Below are 19,513 nucleotides of genomic sequence, written 5' to 3'. Positions count from 1 at the left end.
CATGCAACTTGACCAGCCAGTCTCTAATGAGCGACTTTTAAGAAAGCAGTTACCTTCTTTTAATAACTTAAAAGCCGTTGCCAGTCATAATGAGGCAAACAAGTTACCAGAAAACATTATCATTCCCTGCGGGTGGGGACGGTTATTAATAGGTAACACTTTTCAAGATCCACAACAACTGGCGCACACCCTAGCCGAAGAGTCCGAAGGGCAAAGGGACATCGCTCTCTATGTATCAAATCCCCATGTGGTACTCAGCTACTCGCCCCAGCACTTGTTTTTAGATCCTTCAGATACCTTGCGGATTTGGATGGATAATTACCGGGCAGCAAAAAAACCTTTTTCGCAACTACAAATTCGCCGCGCTTGCTCTACTGATGATGCAACCGCCATCAATGCGCTTTATCAGCAGCGCAAAATGGTGCCGGTCGACCCACAACAAGTTGAATTTTATAAAAATTCTCGCAAGGTAATTTTCTTTGTGGCAGAGCATTCTACCACTAAAGAAATTATTGGTACCGTCATTGCGGTTAATCATCGGGAGTCTTATAGTGACCCAACCCATGGCAGCAGTTTATGGTCATTAGCTGTGTCACCCAACGCCCAGATATCAGGCGTTGGAGAAGCTTTGGTTCGGCATGTCATTGAATACAGTGCCGCACGAGGTTGCCATTATCTAGATCTGTCTGTGCTACACAGTAATAACATGGCTAAAGACTTATACAAAAAAATCGGCTTTAAACTAATAAATACATTTGCCATAAAAAATAAAAATGCAATTAATGAAAAATTATTTTTAGGTGATAACCCACCCACTAAACTAAACCCTTACGCAAAGATAATTACTGATGAGGCCATGCGGAGAGGGATTGATGTAACAGTACAAGACTACGCCGAAAATTTATTTACCTTGTCTTTAGGTGGGCGCAAAATACGTTGTCACGAATCACTATCCGATGTAACACCTGCTGTTTCCATGCACCTGTGTCAACAAAAGGCCCTCACCCATAAAATCTTGAAAAATGCAGGTTTAAATACCCCAGAACATTGTATTTATCAGTCAGAACTGCAAGCCAATGCCTTTTTAGCCAAACATCAAGCCATTGTGGTAAAACCTGCTAATAGCGAGCAAGGCAAAGGGATTACTGTCAATATTCAAAATCATACGACATTAATGAATGCAATTGAACGCGCCCAACAAGAATCATCAGATATTTTATTAGAAAAATTTTATCAAGGCTTGGATTTACGAGTTGTGGTGATTGGTTACCAGGTGGTGGCGGCCGCCATTCGCAAACCCGCCGAAATTATTGGCGATGGGGTACATACTATTAAACGGTTAGTAGCTTACCAAAGTCGCCGACGCCAAGCAGCAACAGGCGGTGAAAGCCGTATACCGATGGATAATGAAACAGAACGCTGTATAACTGAGCAAGGCTTTTCCTGGAACTCTATACTTCCAAAAGGAAAGCGATTATTTGTCTGTAAAACTGCTAATTTACACACTGGCGGCACTTTGCAGGATGTTACTGGCCATTTATCTAATACCTTAAAAACAGTTTCAGAAAAAGCTTCTCAAGCCTTAGCCATCCCTGTGGTTGGGTTAGACCTCATTGTCTCAAGCCCTACTGACAATGATTATGTCATTATTGAAGCCAATGAACGGCCGGGGTTAGAGAATCATGCACCACAGCCCACAGCTGAAAAATTCATTGATTTATTATTTCCATTAAGTAACAAACACATAAAATGAAAAATATTCCTTTTACTATTGATCAAGATTATTTACTTGATCAACTGCAAGCTCTATTGGCAATCCCCTGCCCAACCGGGTTTACAGACCAGGCCGTTTGCTATGTCTGTCATGAACTTGATAAACTCAAAATAGACTACTCCCTCACTCGACGTGGGACAATCATTGGTAATATAGTTGGTAAACAACAGTCACCTGATCGTGCAGTTGTTACTCACTTAGATACCATTGGTGCCATGGTAAGAGAAATTAAACCCAATGGCCGCTTGGCCATTACGCCTGTTGGCCACTGGTCAAGCCGTTTTGCTGAAGGTGGTCGAGTCAGTATTTTTACCGATGTTGGCGAACTACGGGGAACTGTATTACCTATTTTTGCTGCAGGCCACGTGTTTAACCAGGAAATTGATACCCAACCGGTCACCTGGGACCACGTGGAAGTGCGAGTTGATTTGGAAATTCATTCTGAGGCTGATGCCCTGAACCATGGCATTGGGGTAGGCGATTTCGTAGCTTTTGATCCTAATTCTGAGGTGATGGAAAATGGCTATTTAGTTTCCCGCCATCTTGATAATAAAGCAGGTACTGCCAGTTTGTTAGCTGCCATCAAAGCAGTTAAAGATTACGGCATACCCGTTACAATTGATTGCCACCCTATTTTTACCTTATCAGAAGAAACCGGCATGGGCCTGGGCCACGCCTTGGATTGTCATGTAACAGAATGTGTGGGTATTGATATTGGACCTATAGCAGAAGGGCAAAATGCAATTGAACGAGGCGTCACCATTGCAATGAAGGACTCAAGCGGCCCTTATGATTATTATTTAACTCATCACCTGATCGACTTGTGTCGTACTAACAATATCCCCCATAGCCGAGATGTTTTTCGTTATTATTATAGTGATGCCGTGTCAGCAATTAATGCTGGACATGATGTTCGACATGGGTTAATTACCTTTGGTACTGATGCTACCCATGGGTATGAAAGAACCCATCTAGAAGCACTCATTCATTGTGCAAGACTAATTGTTCATTATGTGCAAAGCCCACCTGCAATTAAATCAGACGCAAAAGCAAAACCCACTGCAGAAGAGTTTTCAGATCAAGCGGCTAGTTATCCGAATATGACAACTAACAATACACCAACTTTCGCTAAATAATAATAGTCATGTATATCAGCAGAGCCTTCAGTAGAAAGCTCCACTTTCAAAACTCGCGACAGATATACATCATGACAAGTCTTTTTTGCCAGCAGGGGTAATGGCCCCCACCTCCAACACAGGTGCAGCATCCAAATCCTGAGCGTCCATCATGCTGGCAATTCGCTGCATTGATGAAAGTAACAAAGATTGCTCCCACTCTTTCAGTCCACAAAATTTTTCAATAAAGTGGTCCTGTAAAGGTTGCGGGGCTGATTTCAACGCTGCCTGCCCCTGATCAGTCAGATACAGCCCTACTCGTCGTTTATCTTGTTGGCTGCGCTGTCTAACTAACAGACTACGAGCTTCTAACCGATCCGTAATATTAGTAATCGTTGCTGGGCTTAAATTAATATTTTTGGCAACAGTGCTAATGGTAATGCCTTCCTGCTTTCCTACTTCCTGTAGAATTAACAACTGGGGGCCAGTCAAACCCAAATTTTTGTTTAACTGTTTTGAATGCAAGTCAATTGCCCGGATGACTTTCCGCAAGGCAACTAACAGTTCTTCATATTTTTCCATACGTAAGTATACCACTGTCAATTCTACCAGCTGATGCTACCTCCATTGTACAACAGATTTTCTTTAGTCAATAACTACTAAACATATCGAGGTGTCCTTAAGAGCATTATTCAACCAAAGTGTCCTTGTTACTCAGCAGTATGATGCAGCAGTTTTATCAAACTGAGCCGCTTAACCCAACTACCCCTTAAGCAGGAAAAACGAAATCTAAATATTACACTTCTAAACAGTAGAGTTCAAACAAATAAGCTTTAGCACAACTTTAATCCTTTAACTCCATCACAACAAAAATCAGGACATATTGCTAAAATTCATTCAATATAACGTATTTTAGGAACAACTTACGGGCTTAGCAAACTAGTTTGTATTGTAATGTTTAACAGAAAACACAGAGAGATAACAACCAAATTTTATTTTGAATACTAACAATATTACGTTAATATGTAACAACAATAATAAATCGACAGTCCTTTTCTCACGAATGAAAAGAAATTAATTAGGTTTACGATAATGAAAAAATCACTGCTTTTTATCTGGTTAACATTGATCCTTGCATTCCCTGTACAGGCAAATGATTGTGAAATTGATAGAAAAATTCGCTTTGCAGGAATGAATTGGCTCTCTAATCAAATTACGGTAGAAATTGAACGATTTATTTTAGAAAAAGGTTATGGTTGTACAACCACCGTTGAAACTGGTGGTACCTTACCCATGCTCGCAGCAATCAGCCGAGGTGATGTGGATATTATGGCTGAAGTTTGGATCAATAGTGTTTCAGATGCATGGAATAAAGGTGTTAAAGAAGGCAAAGTGAAAAGTCTAGGTGATGTTTACACCGGAGGTGTTGAAGGCTGGTTTATTCCTAAGTACCTTGCAAAAAAATACCCTGATCTAAAATCCGTCAACGACTTACCCAAATACAAGCATTTATTTAAAGACCGAGAAGCCCCAGGTAAAGGCCGGTTTTATTCTTGTCCTATTGGCTGGGCCTGCGAAGTAATCAACCAGAATTTGATTAAAGCTTTTCAACTGGAAGAGCAATATAATGTTTTTTCACCAGGAACTGGTGCTGCATTAAAAGCAGAAATTACCTCACACTACAAGCGTCGTAAGCCCATTTTATTTTATTATTGGGCACCAACTGCCATATTAGGCAAATATGATATGGTTAAGTTAGCCATGCCTCCTTATGAGAAATCCGGTCACCTTTGCAACACCAACCCTGAGTGTACCCAGCCCTATCCTGGTAGCTACCCCGTTGCAAAAATAAAAAGCGGCGTTCACACCGGCTTCGCAAAAGCTGCACCACAGCTGGTGAACTTTATTAGTAAAGTGAAAATTCCTACCCAGGAAGTCAACAAATTATTAGCCTGGGCTGATGAAGAAGGCGCCGAGTCAGCTGAAGTTGCGCAATATTTCTTAAAAAATTATGAGCCTTTATGGAGTCAATGGATACCTAGTGACATTGCCAATCAAGTTAAAGCGGCACTGTGAGGTACTAATATGTTTCCTGAGTTGATTCCTGCCCGCAAACTACGCAAAGCAATTGATAATACCGTTGATAACCTGGTAGCAGAGTATGGCGATATCCTTGAGCAAGCCACTCAACCTTTTATCGATCTATTAGTATGGCTTGAACAGGGGTTACGACAGTCACCCTGGTGGCTAGTACTACTGGTGGTGGCAGGATTAACCTGGCTTGGTAGCCGCCGCTGGCAGCTAACCCTGGCTATGCCCGCTTTACTTGGTTTTATCGGCGCCATCGGCCTTTGGGATCAAGGTATGCAAACCCTCGCCTTAATGATTGTGGCTACCGGGTTATCAATCCTAATTGGTATTCCTACTGGGATATTGATGTCTCGGTCAGTATGGTTGCGAAAAATCACCTTGCCTATCCTGGATATTATGCAAACCATGCCCAGCTTTGTTTACTTGATTCCAGTGGTGATGTTATTTGGCTTAGGAAAAATCCCTGCCATCATTGCCACGGTTATTTATGCTGTGCCACCGTTAATTCGGTTGACTGATCTTGGTATCCGCCTGGTTGATAAAGAAATTCTAGAAGCCTCACAAGCGTTTGGAGCCAATACCAGGCAACAGTTGCTGGGTATTCAATTACCCCTGGCTTTACCCAATATTATGGCAGGCATTAATCAAACCACGATGATGGCATTAGCTATGGTTGTTATTGCATCTATGATTGGAGCAAAAGGATTAGGCCAGGAAGTATTGATGGGCATCAACCGACTAGAAGTCGGACGTGGTTTATTAGCAGGATTGGCCATTGTTGCCCTAGCAATTTTATTTGATCGTATCACCCAGTCCTTTGGCCAACGCCAGCGGCAACAGGAGCAGTCTGCATGAAAATTGAAGTTCGCAATATTTATAAGCTGTTTGGTCCCCGCCCTAAAAAATGGCTGGATGAGGCTAAGGCTGGTTTAAGCAAACCGGCACTATTAGAAAAAAGCGGCCATACCATTGGACTACGCAACATCAACTTGAATATTGAAGCAGGACAAATATACGTCATTATGGGATTATCTGGCTCAGGAAAATCCACTTTGATTCGTCACTTTAATCGACTGATTGAGCCCACCGATGGAAAAATTATCGTTGATGGCATTGACGTGATGGCGATGTCTAAACGGGACTTAGAAGACTTCCGTCGTCATAAAGTGAGTATGGTTTTCCAACGATTTGGCCTATTCCCCCATAAAACCATTATCGATAATGCGGCTTATGGACTCGCTATTCAAGGTGTTAATAAACAAGCTCAAGAAGAAAAAGCCCGCTATTGGCTCGGTCAAGTAGGCTTAACCGGGTTTGAAAATCAATATCCTAGTCAGTTATCCGGTGGTATGCAACAGCGAGTTGGTCTTGCCAGGGCATTAGCCACTAACCCGGATATTTTATTAATGGATGAAGCCTTTAGTGCCCTTGATCCATTAATTCGCCGAGAAATGCAAGATCAGTTAATGGAATTACAAGAAAAACTCAATAAAACCATCATCTTTATTACCCATGACTTGGATGAAGCCCTGCGTTTAGGCAATCGAATTGCCATTTTACGAGATGGTGAGCTGATTCAGGAAGGCACTCCGGAAGATATTTTACTCAACCCAGAAAATGACTATGTGCAAGCTTTTCTTCAAGACGTCAATAGAGGTAAAGTACTTACTGCCGGCCACGCCATCAAACAACCCGGCATTACCTTAACTACCAGGACCACTCCACAAAAAGCACTGGAAAAACTTAAGCAACAGGGACTTGATTATGCTTGCGTATTAGAAGGTAAAACTTTAAAAGGCATTGTTACTCATTTGGATATCACCAAAGCCAGTCAGGAACAGGCTAAAGAAATCAGTCGTTATGTGCAGGATGCAATCACTATCCCTGATGATGCCGAATTACAAGAAGTTTTCCCTCAGTTACTCACTTCCAAATTGCCCGTTGCTGTCACCAATAAGCAAGGGGAGTTTAAAGGCTGGTTATCCAAAACCAAAGTAATCGACTTAGTGGCTTAGTCCTTTACATCTTTGCACCTTGTAGTTCAGTCAGTCATTATTGACCGAACTACAAGATGCAAAACTAGTAGTCTAACAATAAAGTTTTTTCACCTTGACTTATGCTGCATCTCTAAGAAAGAGCCTGTATATCAAAGCAGACAGGCATCACCTGTTGCCTTGAGTAGTGAAAGAATTTTTTGGTTGAAGCACTAAGTATTTAAATTATTTCCTGCCGTTGCTGGCACTCTTTATTATCTTAAATATGCTAAGCTATATTGCAGTTTCCGTATGGATAAGCTGCCATGACATTTTTTTTGCTATCTTTTTTGATATTCCTGTTGACCGCTTGCAGTCATATTGAAACCACCGCATCAGAACAACAGACCTCCCCCACAGTTAATGAAATTGTGATCCAAAATGATACCGGAGAACCAATTGATCAAGTTAAAATCAGCGTGCAGAATATTAATGGCTTTTTCAATTGTAGCCAGATTTTAGCCGGCTCTATTTGCTTGAATAAATTCTCTGATCGTACCTACCAGGGAAACCCTATCGAAGTCAGTTGGATTCAGCATTATGAGCCATGGACATCCGGACAAATCTGGTTAACCCTCCCCAGTCAAATAATGCCAGATCACCCCGTACGTGCTGTGATAGTCATTGGTAATGACGGTCAAGTGAAAGCCTCAATGAAAACCTCAGCCCAATAATATTCAACACTTAAAAATAATAACCAACATTTAAATTAAAATAGGTTTCCCAATTTCTATCACCATCGCCTCCAAACCCTCTGGCATCGTCACTATCAAAATACTGCGCATTTTTACCAAAAATAAAGTCTACATAAGTAAAGATAGGGCCAATTCCAAAACTGCAGCCTAAAGTATCAATTTGTGAATCTTCGATACTATTCCCTCCAGTGAGGATACTATAGTCGTTATAACACGTAATAGATTTAAGCTTTCCCCAATTCACATCAATGGTTCTCGCCACGTTAAAAACAAAAATATTCGCTTCTGACGGAATTAAATATTTATCAGCATACCCTCCAAATAAAACTGTATCTTCACTCACCCCTATAGGGTTTTCTGGATGATATTCATAACGCATACCTTCAAAACGAATATTCCATTTATCAATGTAAGTATCACTATGCACAGCAACTGCCCAGTGATCTCCATTGTCATCCGTAACTGTATTATATATCTGACCAATTAAAGCCGATGTGCCAACCTCTGTTTTATTTGCATCACCATGTTTAAAAGTATAACCAACTCGGCCATGCAGCCGGTTACTTTCCTCATTTGCCTGCAAACCAAACCGACCACTATCATCGGTTAATAAATCATAAGTATAGCGCTCATCTTTACTAGAATTGCCCCACTCTTCTGTTTTAATAAAAGCCATCTGAGCATTCCATGGGTCTTGGGTATAAGTCAGCTTAGCACCTAAATCATAATCCCACTCTAAACCTGCGTAATAATGAGTACCCCACCACCAGTTATTATCCGCATAAGGCAAAATACCAAAGGGCGTCTCAATTACCCCCATTTCCCCCCGCCAGGTTTCATTAAAGTCATAGCCAACAATGGCCCGCACAATGGTATCTTGATAACTATAAAAGGCATAGGCAAAATCAAAATCAAAATCAAAATCAATTTGTTCAATTTCTCCTTTAGCCCCTAAAATCAATTTATTATATGAAGCCCTGCCAAGTCGACTATCATCACCGCCATGCAATGAGCCTGAATCACGCCATGCATAATTAAAGGCAAATGCCCCCGTTGGTGAGATAGTATTGGTTGATTCAGCTTTTCCCTCGCTGGGTTCATTATATTGTGTACTGGATACCACTTGCTGTTGAGGTGACTGCTGAGCTTGTTCAACTCGCTCTAATTTCTTCGTTAGCAAATCCAGCTGTTGTTTAAGCATTTCAATTTCTTGGCGCAGCTGTTGAACCTGAACTTTATCATTAGCTAATACAGGGTGAGTCACAAGTGCTAACACAACACTTGTGCAAAGAGCATGACTACTTTTCATGTTTCTACACCTAATGACTGCGAATGCATTATTTTCGTTTTAAATATGCAGTATAGTTGCAATACAATCTTTTACTAATATAGCTAAAGATCAAATACAGGGAATATATCAGGCAGGTAACAACTATCAATGAAATAAAGAGAAATGAAATAAACTTCATTGCCCTTCATTGATTATATTTGATGAAAGATACTGGCTAGGTAGGTAAAATTTAGGCAAAAAAAAGCTCTGGCAGATTAGGAGGGATGCCAGAGCGTGAAAGTGTACCAATTAGGAGTCAAGCGAGTAACTTAACTGTGGTACAGTTTACCAGCTGCTCATTATAACAATATTCGTAGATGTACCGGCACTAATGTGGAAACTACTTACTTAGCTTAAGTTAGCAAAGTCCTGTAAGCCTATAATAGCTATAAAAAAATAAACAGTGATTAGGATGATATTCAATAAAGATAGATAGCCGAGCTTTGTGTCAGAAAATTAATTACACTAACGTGCAGAAGCTAACAGGATATTAGGCTCTTTCAAAAGGAAAATGGCATGGGTGGATTAAAACAAAAACTATTATTTGTTAAGCCTGCCTCGAGTTAAATTCTCAGCAGGCAATAACAAATTAGCAGCAGATTAGAAAGCAACTAGATATACGATTTATAAGTAATAATTACTTCTTTTTCTTTTTTAACAAGCTAACACCTGCTAAACCTAGCCCCATCAGCAATAATGAAGCAGGAGCAGGTACTGGCACAGGTGGCTGTGGTGGCTGTACATAGGTAACTTGTGTATGAATGTCTGTTGGGCTTAAACCAGGTGTCCAGTTGTGAACTGTAAGGTTTTGATCTTCTCTTAAGTACAGTGCATATCTCTTATCAGCACCAGCATATTTGTGGCGTAAAACATTATAGCTTCTACCATCGCTATAAGAAACCTTACCAGTTAAACCCACTAACCAATCAATATTATTTCCGCCTTTATTTCTTAAGGCTTTAACATCATGATATTCAATAGTGAAATCTATACCTTGTCTGGTTGTTCCTTTAATTGTGGCTGTAGTACCGCCATTCCATGTTAAAGTTTGAGCTCCTTGGCGGTTATTCTTAAATTGGTAATCGCCTTTAAGGATAGTTGCCAAGCTGTTTTGTGAAACAAGTAATGCAGTTGCAGCAGCAGCGATAGCTAATGCTTTTTTACTTTTTTGAAAAACTGTTTTGCTCATTTTATGACCTTCCATAATAGATTTTATTGCACTTCCTAATCATACCAGCCTGCTAAGCAAGCCCAGTGCCAATTTTTCTAAATCATTATTTTGAAAGGATTTTTTTATTAAATTATGCATTTCAAAAGTAATTACCACCATAAAAAAGCAGTGCTTTCACATAGCTGTAAAATTTATATTTATCTTACATTTTTTAAACACCGCTTAGTCTACATCCTACTAGTAAAATGGCTAAAATAAGTCCGACAGGGCTGTCTTTTTGTATAAGCCATCACATAAAAGTTGTAAATTTTTTTAATATATTAGCGTTGCATTAAGAAATACTGAAGGGGCGAAAACAACCCTACCCATTGACTAATCAATCAATTATCTATTGTTTTTTTGGGTGAGCGATCAAATAAAAGGGTAAGCAGAATTAAGGTTACCCTTTTATCATTAATGTATCCCTATTAGCATTTATTATTGAATGGTTAAATAAGGATATAAATCTTCATCATAACCCTCATTTTGATCATCGAGAGTTTCAATCGCCATCGGGGTAACCCCTGTCCATCGTTTTAGCATTCGATCTGCCTGCTTACGATCCTGCTGGTTTAAAGTGACAATATTCTCTCCATGATTGCCTTTTGCCACCATAAATTTATGGGTGCTGCGGTAAGTGGAGTTAGGTAAAAAAAACGCTGCGGCTGTCCAAGGATCAATCTCACCATAAATCAACATCACATTCCGACTATGAAAAGTCACCCAATTACCCACATCCCACATGGCATGCCAATCAAATGGTTCTGGCCACTCAGAAACATATACACGATAATCGTTAGGATCGTACATCAGTAGGTCCTTTAAATGACGAGTCAGTAATTTAGGGTAACCAAACTGGGAAATAGCCTGATAAAAATAAGGTTCAAAAGTAGCAACACCTGCGTCTGTTAATAATGACAGAGGCCCCCACTCTTTCATAAAACTACCTAATTATCACTATACCTAAGCCATTAACTGCTGTATATTTGAACAGCATGGAAACTTAATTGAGAAGGTATAAATAATGGCTATCAACAAAGTTCAATTTCAAAAAGGCCTGAGTTTAAACGAGTTTCTCAAACAATATGGTACAGAAGAACAATGCTTTAATACCTTATACAAATTGCGATGGCCAGAAGGTTTTCAGTGCCCCAATTGTGGATACGACAAATGCTGTCAACTCACTACTAGAAAGCTTCAGCAGTGCTATAAATGTCACCAGCAAACATCTGTAACTGCAGGTACTATCTTTGAATCAACCAAATTACCATTAAAGACTTGGTTCCAAGGGATGTATTTGATCTCCCAAGACAAAAAAGGTATATCAGCCATAGAATTACATCGCCATTTAGGTATTTCCTATCAAGCTGCCTGGAGAATGAAACATAAGCTCATGAAAGTGATGCAAGAAAGAGAAGGCACCAAGCAATTGTCGGGTTTTATTGAAATTGATGATGCCTATCTTGGTGGTGAGCGTACAGGTTGCAAAAGAGGTAGGGGAGCAGATGGGAAAATACCTTTTGTAGCAGCCGTAGAAACAACAAAACAAGGTCAACCGACACGAATTAAACTGAGCATTTTAAAAGGGTTTAATAAAGAAGAGATAACGGCTTGGAGTAGGCAGAATTTGGCCAAGGGCAGTACCGTAATCTCCGATGGACTGGCCTGTTTTAATGGTGTCATAGAAGCAGGTTGTCTTCATGATAAAATTGTATGCGGTGGTGGTCGTGCATCAGTAGAGGAACCTGAATTTTATTGGGTTAACACCATCCTTGGAAACTTAAAAAGTGCTTTACGTAGTACTTATCATGCTATTCGCGCTAAATATGCACAACGTTATCTTGCTGAATTTCAGTATCGATTTAATCGAAGATTTAGCTTAGTAGAATTTATTCCTAGGCTAGCATTTGTAGCACTGAGAACACCTCCACTACCAGGTAAGCTACTAAATATAGCTTAGGTATGATGATAATTAGGTAAAACTAAACATAGCTTCATCAGAAGCATCACTGGCTGGAATTAACCGACAGTTATCCAGTGAGCCATACTGATAAAACTGAAAATATAATTCAGCCACCGTATAATCTAACACTTGATCTAATCCACCTGGCACACTGAACTGCCAGTTCTGCTCTTTTGCATAGTTACTGATTAGTGTTTTCATCGACTCACGACGTTCTAATAAATTTCGCTGATAACGCTTAAGTGCCTGCCGACAGCTGCGTTCCCCCACCTGGTTTTGGAAAGTCACATAACGCTTATCCAACCGGCCAAAACTGTGTGGAGCCACGTTCGCCACTGTGCCATTAACGTCATTGGGATAAAAACGTCGATGGTATAAAGCCGTCATGCCGCCCTTACTACTCCCCCTGGAAACCCATTTACCCTGATAAAATGGACGAATCGCTTGTACAATTCGATGATGATCAGCAGCTGCCTGCCGAATAGTTAAATACTGCCAATCCAGCGGATCTGGCCGTGACTCAGCAAAATAGCGATGTTCAACTTTTAACTGGTTTGCGCCTAGCACTCTGGTTAAATTATAACGATAGGCACTAACTGATGTGTAATAACCGTTGGTAGCTAACACAGTAGGGGCATCTACAGAACGGTGCAGCAATACCATCCGCTGTTTAAAACTACCCTGCCAGGGTCTTAAATGATTGATAGGCTGCTCATAGCGGAGTAAGAAATAACGATAGCCCTCCGGCGGGTCAGCCATTTCTTCAACTTCCATGCCTGGCACTGATTGCAAATAAGCAAATATATCCTGGTTATCTGCTTTAGGTGTACCAACAAAGAAAAAACAACTAAATAATACAACCAATAATGTATAAATTCGATGGCCTGTCCTTAACATGTTAAATCCTTTTTTTAAATTATTTATTATTAGTTTGTACTGATGTACGCTATTTTAAATAGCGAGAACGTTGTTCAAGTAGGCGTACAGGAAAAATAATACTGCTATTGCCTGACTTGGGTCCAGCTTATAAATACCTACCAACCACTTATATCAATAATAATTAGTTCTTTCACTGCTATCATTCAGTAATAAAAAAATCCTTTTATGCTAACCCAAGAAACTTGTTCTACAATTTACTATCAAACAGGGTAACAGGTCATCAAGGTAGCGAATGACCTGAGGGGGAAGTTCAATGCCAGCAATCGCAGGCTTGAATATACCCAGGTGAAGCACATCAGCAATATGCAGAGCTGTAAAGATGTGGAATAAACTAGCTTCTTTAATGCTGGTCTCCTTTTCCCTGCTGATGAATACTCAGACATCAGCCAATGGTGCTTACTATGCCCAACGTTTTTGTCAATATGACCATGTTAAATGCGTGCTAGTTGATGAAGACAGCAGCTGGTACAGCCTATTTCCAGACTCAACTAAAAGAGACCTGATCCGTCGCCTTAATCGGATGAATACACCACTAAGACCGGGGACTGTCATTGCAATCCCCAATGATATTGACTCAATGCATATTATGGATATTTCCCCTTTTCAATATCGCATTGAAGCCCCTCAGCAAAAACTGTTATTAGTTAATTTAGATCGACTCGCCTGGGGGGCCTATGACCCTGATGGCAATCTTGTTCGATGGGGTCCGCTTTCAGGCGGTAAGTCATGGTGTCCAGACGTAAAACGTCCCTGTCGCACAGTAGCCGGAAACTTTTCTATTATTCGAAAAAAAGGAGCTGGATGTATTTCAACTAAATACCCCTTACCCAAAGGGGGCGCTCCCATGCCCTATTGCATGTTTTTTTTCCGCGGTTTTGCCTTCCATGGGTCTGACACAGTACCAGGTTATCATGCCAGCCATGGTTGTATCCGACTCTTTCACGAAGATGCAAAATGGCTTAACGAAGACTTTATTGACTTACCAGGCAATGGATTAAAAGGCACCAAAGTCATTGTTATGCGCACTTAACCCGTGTGTGTATTTCTCTTTATTATCACCACTAGTTGACAACTGTGGTGTAGCTCGATCAATCACCGCTTGAGCATTAATATGAGTGGGCAAGGTGCCATATTGATAACCAGAATTTGGTACCAATCGCCCGGCAATAAATGCTTCTGCAATAACAGGCTCTCCATAATTAATTAAAATACTGGCTTGTAATGCTAGCGCCAGTTTTTCTACTAGCTGGCGTGACTGCCATTGTACTTCTGTCGAACTGAATTGACCTAATTTCACAGCTATTTGCTCTAGTTGCAGACTTAAATGATCCAGATATTGATCACTTCCTCGCACCGCTTTTATCTCTTGAAAATAAACATCCAGTATCGCCGGTTGTTTATTGATTGCTCTTAATACGTCCAAGCACTGAATATTGCCAGAACCTTCCCAAATAGCATTCACTGGGGCTTCTCTATACAAACGAGGTAAAATATTATCTTCGACAACGGCCACCCCACCAATCGTTTCCATTGCTTCATAGCTATGTTGAACAGTGCGTTTACATACCCAGTATTTACCCACTGCAGTGGCCAGTCGTAAAAATAATTGTTGCTGCTCCTGGTCTTGGTTATCTAAGGAAGAAGCTACACGCATTCCTAAGGCAATAGCCGCTTCTGACTCAACAGCCAAGTCAGCCAACACATTTTGCATTAATGGTTGCTGTTGTAATACTTTACCAAAAACTTGTCGCTCCGCTGCATGATGTAAAGCTTGTGCCGCAGCTTGTCTCATTAAAGCAGCCGAGCCGATAATGCAATCAAAACGGGTCAATGCCACCATTTCAATAATATTTGGCACTCCCTGCCCCTCTTCCCCCACTAACCAAGCCAAAGCTCCCCGAAACTCGATCTCTGAAGATGCATTGGAAACATTACCCATTTTATTTTTCAAACGCTGAATAAATAGCTGATTTTTAATTCCATCCGGCCGCCACCTTGGCATTAAAAAGCAAGACAAACCACCCTTGGCTTGAGCTAACACTAAAAAAGCATCACTCATGGGTGCCGAGCAAAACCACTTATGGCCCACTAACTCATAGGCTTTGCCAGGTCCACTTTGAGCAATGGGTGTTGCAGTAGTGGTATTAGCACGCACATCAGAACCGCCTTGTTTTTCGGTCATTGCCATCCCAATTGTCACCCCCGCCTTGGTAAAATAAGGCTTATTTTCCGGATCATATTGGTCAGCCAGCACTTTTGGTAACCAATCATTCACTAGATCAGGCTGCTTACGCAACGTGGGTACCGCAGCAAAGGTCATAGTTAAGGGGCAACCGGTACCAGGGTCTGCCTGAGTATGCAGATAGCCCATGGCCGCCCTGACCACGTTGGCCCCTTCAATTGGTTGCTGCCAAGGCAATTGGTGATAACCACTTTCAACAGCAACCGTCATTAGCTGATGATAGGCCTGATGATAATCAACCTGATCAATCCTCCTCCCAAAGCGATCATGACTATTAAATTCAGGCTTATATTTATTTGCCAAAAAGCCTGCTCGTAGTAATTCATGCCCCACCGCTTTACCATAAGCCTGGCAACGACTATACCCCCAGCCTCCAGCAAATACTTTCAACCAATGTTGTAAAGTTAAGTCACTGTTAAACACATTATAATTTTCCAAAGGAGTTGGCTGATTCACTACTTGATGGGTGTCGGCCCACTGACTTGGGTAATGCTGATCAATAATGGGTTGAGACATGGGCAGGTTATCCTTTACCAGACAGAATACATAACAATATCAGTGAAAGTATCAATGATTGATAATAAATACTATTAATATACTTTAATTTATAATCGATATAATACTTGTTTTAATATTTTACACTTTTATTTCTTTTATATTTCACTTCTTCTTAACTATTTGATTATGAGGGGTTTATAAAGTTGGCACCAAGCTTGCTGTAGACTCATTAAATAGTTAATTAAAATAAGACAACTTGGTGTCAGCCTCATCGAGTAGAGTCGTTAAGTATTAATACCAGCGTTAGGTATCAGGGATAAATATTATGAAGAAGTTGGTCACCTTGTTAGGCAGTTCTGCTTTAGTTCTTTCCAGTCAGCTGTTTGCGCTTCCATTTAATGCAGATAAAAATATCACTGTCTATGATGGCAAACATAGTCGTGCAAGTGGTTGGTATGGTCCTCAAGAAGATAATGAAATAGAGCCAGGTAATTTAACCGGACAAAAGTGGGATTTAGAAGGATTTTTTCAAAAAGAAAATACTCTTAGCCTAATTGGTGGTTTTAACTATCAACAAGGGGCGACTGGCTATCATAATCGCCGTTGGCACTCTGGTGACATTTTTATTGATATCGATAACAACCATATCAATGCAAATTCACGTCGTAATTACAATGGAAATGACACCGTCCAAAATACTTTTGGTTATGACTATGTATTTGATGTCGACTGGGCAAACTTAACGTACGACATTATTAAATTAGACAATTTATCCTCCACAAAAACCGCTTATTATGGCAATAATTACGGTTCCAGTGCCTGGCTTTATGCTGGCGGTGGCCAGACTATTGGAAATGGCACCTTTTCAATCTCAACCTTAACTGACCAAGAGAGCGGCTTTAGCGGCGGTATTCACTACGGCGCAACAGGTTTTGACTTAAGCTTTTTAGGTGAAAATAGAGATTTTTATGCTCATTTTACCATGCAATGTGGGAACGACAATTTAAAAGGCCATGGCAAAACACCTAACAAACCAGTAGTCCCCGTACCTGTTCCTTCAACAATCGCACTGATTGGATTAGCACTACTTGGTGCCAACCGGTTTAACAAGCGAAGCTAAACCTACCCATACTTTCACCTACTCTTTAGCCGTCAGTTGACGGCTTTTTTATTTAATTATTATAAGCCTGCTAACCAAAGCCATAATAAATAACAATTATTTCTTGTTATTTATCATTTAAATTATCCATTTCCTGTATTTTGCAATTGGCTTATTCAAATCAATTCTACATAACAACCACTTTTTGTTTGGTTAATCACACTTTTTCTGACAATAATACCTATCAAAGATAACCAATAAAACTTGGTTAAGCTGACAAAGGGCAGCCGTGATCAGCATATCGAATTAGTGTCAGTAAAGTGACTTATGATAGTGAGCATAACGCTATGGCAACACAATCAAAGCTTATTTTTGGCAGTTTGGGTGTAATCATTTTAGGAGCAACTCTCACGATTGCTTTTAATTACTGGCAACAAATCACTACCACTCCACAAACTAGCAAACCCAAACCAGAGCCGACCATCCAACCACCCCCTACTATTCCCCAAACCGATGATGCGCTACCCCAACAACTGAATGAACAACAATGGCTAGTTCAATTAAATAAAGAGGATGACCTGGATGATCAACTTCTACAAGCAACCATCGCAGAGTTCCAGCTTGATGCCGTCATAGCAGAAAATTCGCCAGTTTGGGAAACAAACTATACAACAGATGCCGAATCATTACCTCTCGATAAACGCATCACCGAAAAACAATCCGTCCAAGTAGACAATGAACCACTGGAAAACAAACAAGTAGGCAACAAGTTATCGTTTGATCTGCCAGGAGGTTATCAAGTAGCTGCAACAATTAACCAGGTAACCCATAGTCAAACAGGGGCTACCATATTATCAGGCCACCTTGATGGCCACGGTGATCGCTACCCAGTGGTTGTCACCTCTGGCACGAACAGCAGCTTCGCCACTATCACCACTCCTCAAGGGAGTTACTCAATGGAAGCAGTTGAAGGTAAAGGTATCGTTTATAAAAACATTCCAGTTGAGCAGTTAAATGGCCCAGGTGGAGTAGATAATATTGAACCAGGATCACCTGAACAACCAAATATAGAAACTCTGAAAGGTTGACTGAATTACTTCATCATAAAAGTTTACTATTGAATGACAAAAAAATTCTTTTTTATTCTTTTATCAGTTAAGGAGGTTAGTTAACAGCAAATCCCTTCAAAATACCACGTGGGTTTTGGAATATTTAAAGCATAATTTTGCAAAGTTATTAGCTTGATATTCCTTAGCAACCTTCGTCTTTAACGGATGCGAATTGGATACAAGGAAGTTTGTTATGTAAAGACTGAAGATGAGACTCAAGCATGCCAAAAAAATCCATTATATCTACACTAGCAAGCTTACAAGTAGGGCTATTAACCCTTGTAAGTAGTGCCTCTGTAGCAAGTCAGACTGAAATTGATGTATTAGTATTATATACCCCCGGCGCAGCCAGTTTATATGGTGGTAACCCTAACGCTCGAATTGACCATTTAATGGCTGTTACCAATCAAGTTTATCAAGACAGTAACCTGAACTTAAAACTCCGTGCTGTTCATACTCATCATATAAACTACCCAGATACGGGTAACGCAGGCGATGCACTTAAAGCATTAACATATAAATCTGACCCCGCTTTTGACCAAGTTAATCAGTTACGCGAACAATACGGTGCCGATATGGTAATGCTGTACCGGCCCTATCACTCTAGCCATGCTAGCTGTGGAGTTGCCTGGATTGGTGGCTATAAATCAAATGGCAACTTATCCAACAGTTACTATAAAAACTACATGTACAGCCATGTGGCTATCTCAACGTGTGGTGAATATGTTACCTCCCATGAGTTAGGCCACAATATGGGACTACTGCACTCCCGAATACAAGACGGCAGTGGTGGTACATACCCCTTTGCCTTAGGTCATGGAGAACAAGGTAAGTTCGTTACCATTATGGCTTACCAATCAGCCTACAATGTGAACTACTGGACAGGTAAAGTCTACAAGTTCTCCAGCCCCAAATTACAATGCCAAGGCAGCCTATGCGGGGTTGACCGCCACGATACCTACTGGGGAGCCGACGCTGCTTATAGCTTAGGAGTTACCACTCCACAGATTGCCAAATACTTCCCCACCAAAGTTGAAAATAACAATCCATTGTTAGGAGAGCTGAAAAAAGCTAAGGAAAAGCTGGATAACATTAACAAACAAATTAAAGCCCAAAAAAACCAGTTAAGAACATTACGTTCACAGCTTCACCAAGCCCGCTACGCTGTCTGGCAACACTGGCACGCATTTCGTCAAGCCTGGTGGAACAGGCAAAACATCTGGGGAGCTTGGCAATCACTCATCACTGCTTACAAACAACGTTATACAATTCGTAAGGAGTATATGGCTAAAGCAAATGAACTCAGAAAGCTGTATAAAGAAAAACGCGCTGCCTGGAAACATTACCAAAAAATCAAACAACAAATTCAGTAACGCCTTTACTGAACAGTCTTTCTCCAATAAGCCCCGAAAAGG

The 19,513-nt window shown here is 40.6% G+C and carries 17 protein-coding genes; 11 read left to right on the top strand and 6 right to left on the bottom strand.

What is annotated here, in order from left to right:
- Position 1 precedes the first annotated feature (1 nt).
- Together ngg and G4Y78_RS13960 are read left to right on the top strand one after the other, a co-directional pair.
- Positions 2-1,753, top strand: coding sequence for an N-acetylglutaminylglutamine synthetase (gene ngg / locus G4Y78_RS13965; protein ID WP_163833601.1), 1,752 nt, complete (start codon positions 2-4; stop codon positions 1,751-1,753).
- The gene (locus G4Y78_RS13960; protein WP_163833600.1) at positions 1,750-2,910 is read left to right on the top strand and encodes an osmoprotectant NAGGN system M42 family peptidase; all 1,161 of its coding nucleotides are present in this window, start codon (positions 1,750-1,752) and stop codon (positions 2,908-2,910) included. Before ngg ends, G4Y78_RS13960 begins: the two co-directional genes overlap by 4 nt.
- Before the next feature lie 69 nt (positions 2,911-2,979).
- Here the strand turns inward: G4Y78_RS13960 and G4Y78_RS13955 are convergent, their stop codons facing one another.
- A complete protein-coding gene (locus tag G4Y78_RS13955) occupies positions 2,980-3,471 on the bottom strand; it encodes a MarR family winged helix-turn-helix transcriptional regulator (RefSeq protein WP_163833599.1) in 492 nt (163 codons plus the stop codon).
- A gap of 510 nt (positions 3,472-3,981) precedes the next feature.
- Between G4Y78_RS13955 and G4Y78_RS13950 the strand changes: the two genes are divergently transcribed.
- From G4Y78_RS13950 to G4Y78_RS13935, 4 genes are all read left to right on the top strand, one after another.
- Positions 3,982-4,965, top strand: a complete 984-nt coding sequence (locus G4Y78_RS13950) for an ABC transporter substrate-binding protein (RefSeq protein WP_163833598.1) — start codon at positions 3,982-3,984, stop codon at positions 4,963-4,965.
- A 9-nt stretch (positions 4,966-4,974) separates the two neighbouring features.
- Entirely contained in the window at positions 4,975-5,835 is an 861-nt protein-coding gene (locus tag G4Y78_RS13945; protein ID WP_163833597.1) for an ABC transporter permease, read from the top strand.
- Complete coding sequence (locus G4Y78_RS13940) at positions 5,832-6,995, top strand: quaternary amine ABC transporter ATP-binding protein (RefSeq protein ID WP_163833596.1); 1,164 nt, start codon at positions 5,832-5,834, stop codon at positions 6,993-6,995. Before G4Y78_RS13945 ends, G4Y78_RS13940 begins: the two co-directional genes overlap by 4 nt.
- A gap of 284 nt (positions 6,996-7,279) precedes the next feature.
- A complete protein-coding gene (locus G4Y78_RS13935; protein WP_163833595.1) occupies positions 7,280-7,687 on the top strand; it encodes a hypothetical protein in 408 nt (135 codons plus the stop codon).
- Positions 7,688-7,697: 10 nt separating this feature from the next.
- On the opposite strand, the gene G4Y78_RS13930 is transcribed toward G4Y78_RS13935, so the two are convergent.
- The 3 genes from G4Y78_RS13930 to G4Y78_RS13920 form a co-directional block, all read right to left on the bottom strand.
- Positions 7,698-9,017 carry a hypothetical protein gene (locus G4Y78_RS13930; protein WP_163833594.1) on the bottom strand — a complete coding sequence of 440 codons (1,320 nt, stop codon included), beginning with the start codon at positions 9,015-9,017 and terminating at the stop codon, positions 7,698-7,700.
- Positions 9,018-9,675: 658 nt separating this feature from the next.
- On the bottom strand, positions 9,676-10,227 hold the full coding sequence (locus G4Y78_RS13925) for a PEP-CTERM sorting domain-containing protein (protein ID WP_163833593.1): 552 nt from the start codon (positions 10,225-10,227) through the stop codon (positions 9,676-9,678).
- A gap of 459 nt (positions 10,228-10,686) precedes the next feature.
- Complete coding sequence (locus G4Y78_RS13920) at positions 10,687-11,187, bottom strand: alpha/beta hydrolase family protein (protein WP_163833592.1); 501 nt, start codon at positions 11,185-11,187, stop codon at positions 10,687-10,689.
- A gap of 85 nt (positions 11,188-11,272) precedes the next feature.
- Here G4Y78_RS13920 and G4Y78_RS13915 point away from each other — a divergent pair, with 85 nt between their 5' ends.
- Positions 11,273-12,208 carry an IS1595 family transposase gene (locus G4Y78_RS13915; protein WP_163830705.1) on the top strand — a complete coding sequence of 312 codons (936 nt, stop codon included), beginning with the start codon at positions 11,273-11,275 and terminating at the stop codon, positions 12,206-12,208.
- A gap of 12 nt (positions 12,209-12,220) precedes the next feature.
- On the opposite strand, the gene G4Y78_RS13910 is transcribed toward G4Y78_RS13915, so the two are convergent.
- Positions 12,221-13,108: a S28 family serine protease gene (locus tag G4Y78_RS13910; RefSeq protein WP_163833591.1), complete on the bottom strand. Its 888-nt coding sequence runs from the start codon at positions 13,106-13,108 to the stop codon at positions 12,221-12,223.
- Positions 13,109-13,469: 361 nt separating this feature from the next.
- Between G4Y78_RS13910 and G4Y78_RS13905 the strand changes: the two genes are divergently transcribed.
- Entirely contained in the window at positions 13,470-14,180 is a 711-nt protein-coding gene (locus tag G4Y78_RS13905) for a L,D-transpeptidase (RefSeq protein ID WP_222937704.1), read from the top strand.
- Here the strand turns inward: G4Y78_RS13905 and G4Y78_RS13900 are convergent.
- A complete protein-coding gene (locus tag G4Y78_RS13900; protein ID WP_163833590.1) occupies positions 14,145-15,908 on the bottom strand; it encodes an acyl-CoA dehydrogenase family protein in 1,764 nt (587 codons plus the stop codon). The genes G4Y78_RS13905 and G4Y78_RS13900 overlap by 36 nt on opposite strands.
- 307 nt (positions 15,909-16,215) lie before the next feature.
- On the opposite strand from G4Y78_RS13900, the gene G4Y78_RS13895 reads away from it, so the two are divergent.
- From G4Y78_RS13895 to G4Y78_RS13885, 3 genes are all read left to right on the top strand, one after another.
- Positions 16,216-17,010, top strand: coding sequence for a PEP-CTERM sorting domain-containing protein (locus G4Y78_RS13895; protein WP_163833589.1), 795 nt, complete (start codon positions 16,216-16,218; stop codon positions 17,008-17,010).
- Positions 17,011-17,336: 326 nt separating this feature from the next.
- Positions 17,337-18,077, top strand: a complete 741-nt coding sequence (locus tag G4Y78_RS13890) for a hypothetical protein (RefSeq protein WP_163833588.1) — start codon at positions 17,337-17,339, stop codon at positions 18,075-18,077.
- A gap of 242 nt (positions 18,078-18,319) precedes the next feature.
- Complete coding sequence (locus tag G4Y78_RS13885) at positions 18,320-19,471, top strand: zinc-dependent metalloprotease (protein ID WP_163833587.1); 1,152 nt, start codon at positions 18,320-18,322, stop codon at positions 19,469-19,471.
- Positions 19,472-19,513: the final 42 nt, after the last annotated feature.

It is taken from the genome of Spartinivicinus ruber, from assembly GCF_011009015.1.
In the GTDB taxonomy this organism is placed as follows: domain Bacteria; phylum Pseudomonadota; class Gammaproteobacteria; order Pseudomonadales; family Zooshikellaceae; genus Spartinivicinus; species Spartinivicinus ruber.
The sequence above is the reverse complement of the archived record's forward strand: the minus strand, read 5'-3'. Positions and strand labels throughout refer to the sequence as shown.

What these genes read in the sequence shown, in the direction of transcription:
- G4Y78_RS13935 (WP_163833595.1), top strand. Translation starts at nt 7,280, where the DNA reads ATGACATTTTTTTTGCTATCTTTTTTGATATTCCTGTTGACCGCTTGC.
- G4Y78_RS13915 (WP_163830705.1), top strand. Translation starts at nt 11,273, where the DNA reads ATGGCTATCAACAAAGTTCAATTTCAAAAAGGCCTGAGTTTAAACGAG.
- G4Y78_RS13960 (WP_163833600.1), top strand. Translation starts at nt 1,750, where the DNA reads ATGAAAAATATTCCTTTTACTATTGATCAAGATTATTTACTTGATCAA.
- G4Y78_RS13925 (WP_163833593.1), bottom strand. Translation starts at nt 10,227, where the DNA reads ATGAGCAAAACAGTTTTTCAAAAAAGTAAAAAAGCATTAGCTATCGCT.
- G4Y78_RS13945 (WP_163833597.1), top strand. Translation starts at nt 4,975, where the DNA reads ATGTTTCCTGAGTTGATTCCTGCCCGCAAACTACGCAAAGCAATTGAT.
- G4Y78_RS13905 (WP_222937704.1), top strand. Translation starts at nt 13,470, where the DNA reads ATGTGGAATAAACTAGCTTCTTTAATGCTGGTCTCCTTTTCCCTGCTG.
- G4Y78_RS13900 (WP_163833590.1), bottom strand. Translation starts at nt 15,908, where the DNA reads ATGTCTCAACCCATTATTGATCAGCATTACCCAAGTCAGTGGGCCGAC.
- G4Y78_RS13910 (WP_163833591.1), bottom strand. Translation starts at nt 13,108, where the DNA reads ATGTTAAGGACAGGCCATCGAATTTATACATTATTGGTTGTATTATTT.
- G4Y78_RS13940 (WP_163833596.1), top strand. Translation starts at nt 5,832, where the DNA reads ATGAAAATTGAAGTTCGCAATATTTATAAGCTGTTTGGTCCCCGCCCT.
- G4Y78_RS13890 (WP_163833588.1), top strand. Translation starts at nt 17,337, where the DNA reads ATGGCAACACAATCAAAGCTTATTTTTGGCAGTTTGGGTGTAATCATT.
- ngg (WP_163833601.1), top strand. Translation starts at nt 2, where the DNA reads ATGCAACTTGACCAGCCAGTCTCTAATGAGCGACTTTTAAGAAAGCAG.
- G4Y78_RS13920 (WP_163833592.1), bottom strand. Translation starts at nt 11,187, where the DNA reads ATGAAAGAGTGGGGGCCTCTGTCATTATTAACAGACGCAGGTGTTGCT.
- G4Y78_RS13955 (WP_163833599.1), bottom strand. Translation starts at nt 3,471, where the DNA reads ATGGAAAAATATGAAGAACTGTTAGTTGCCTTGCGGAAAGTCATCCGG.
- G4Y78_RS13950 (WP_163833598.1), top strand. Translation starts at nt 3,982, where the DNA reads ATGAAAAAATCACTGCTTTTTATCTGGTTAACATTGATCCTTGCATTC.
- G4Y78_RS13895 (WP_163833589.1), top strand. Translation starts at nt 16,216, where the DNA reads ATGAAGAAGTTGGTCACCTTGTTAGGCAGTTCTGCTTTAGTTCTTTCC.
- G4Y78_RS13885 (WP_163833587.1), top strand. Translation starts at nt 18,320, where the DNA reads ATGCCAAAAAAATCCATTATATCTACACTAGCAAGCTTACAAGTAGGG.
- G4Y78_RS13930 (WP_163833594.1), bottom strand. Translation starts at nt 9,017, where the DNA reads ATGAAAAGTAGTCATGCTCTTTGCACAAGTGTTGTGTTAGCACTTGTG.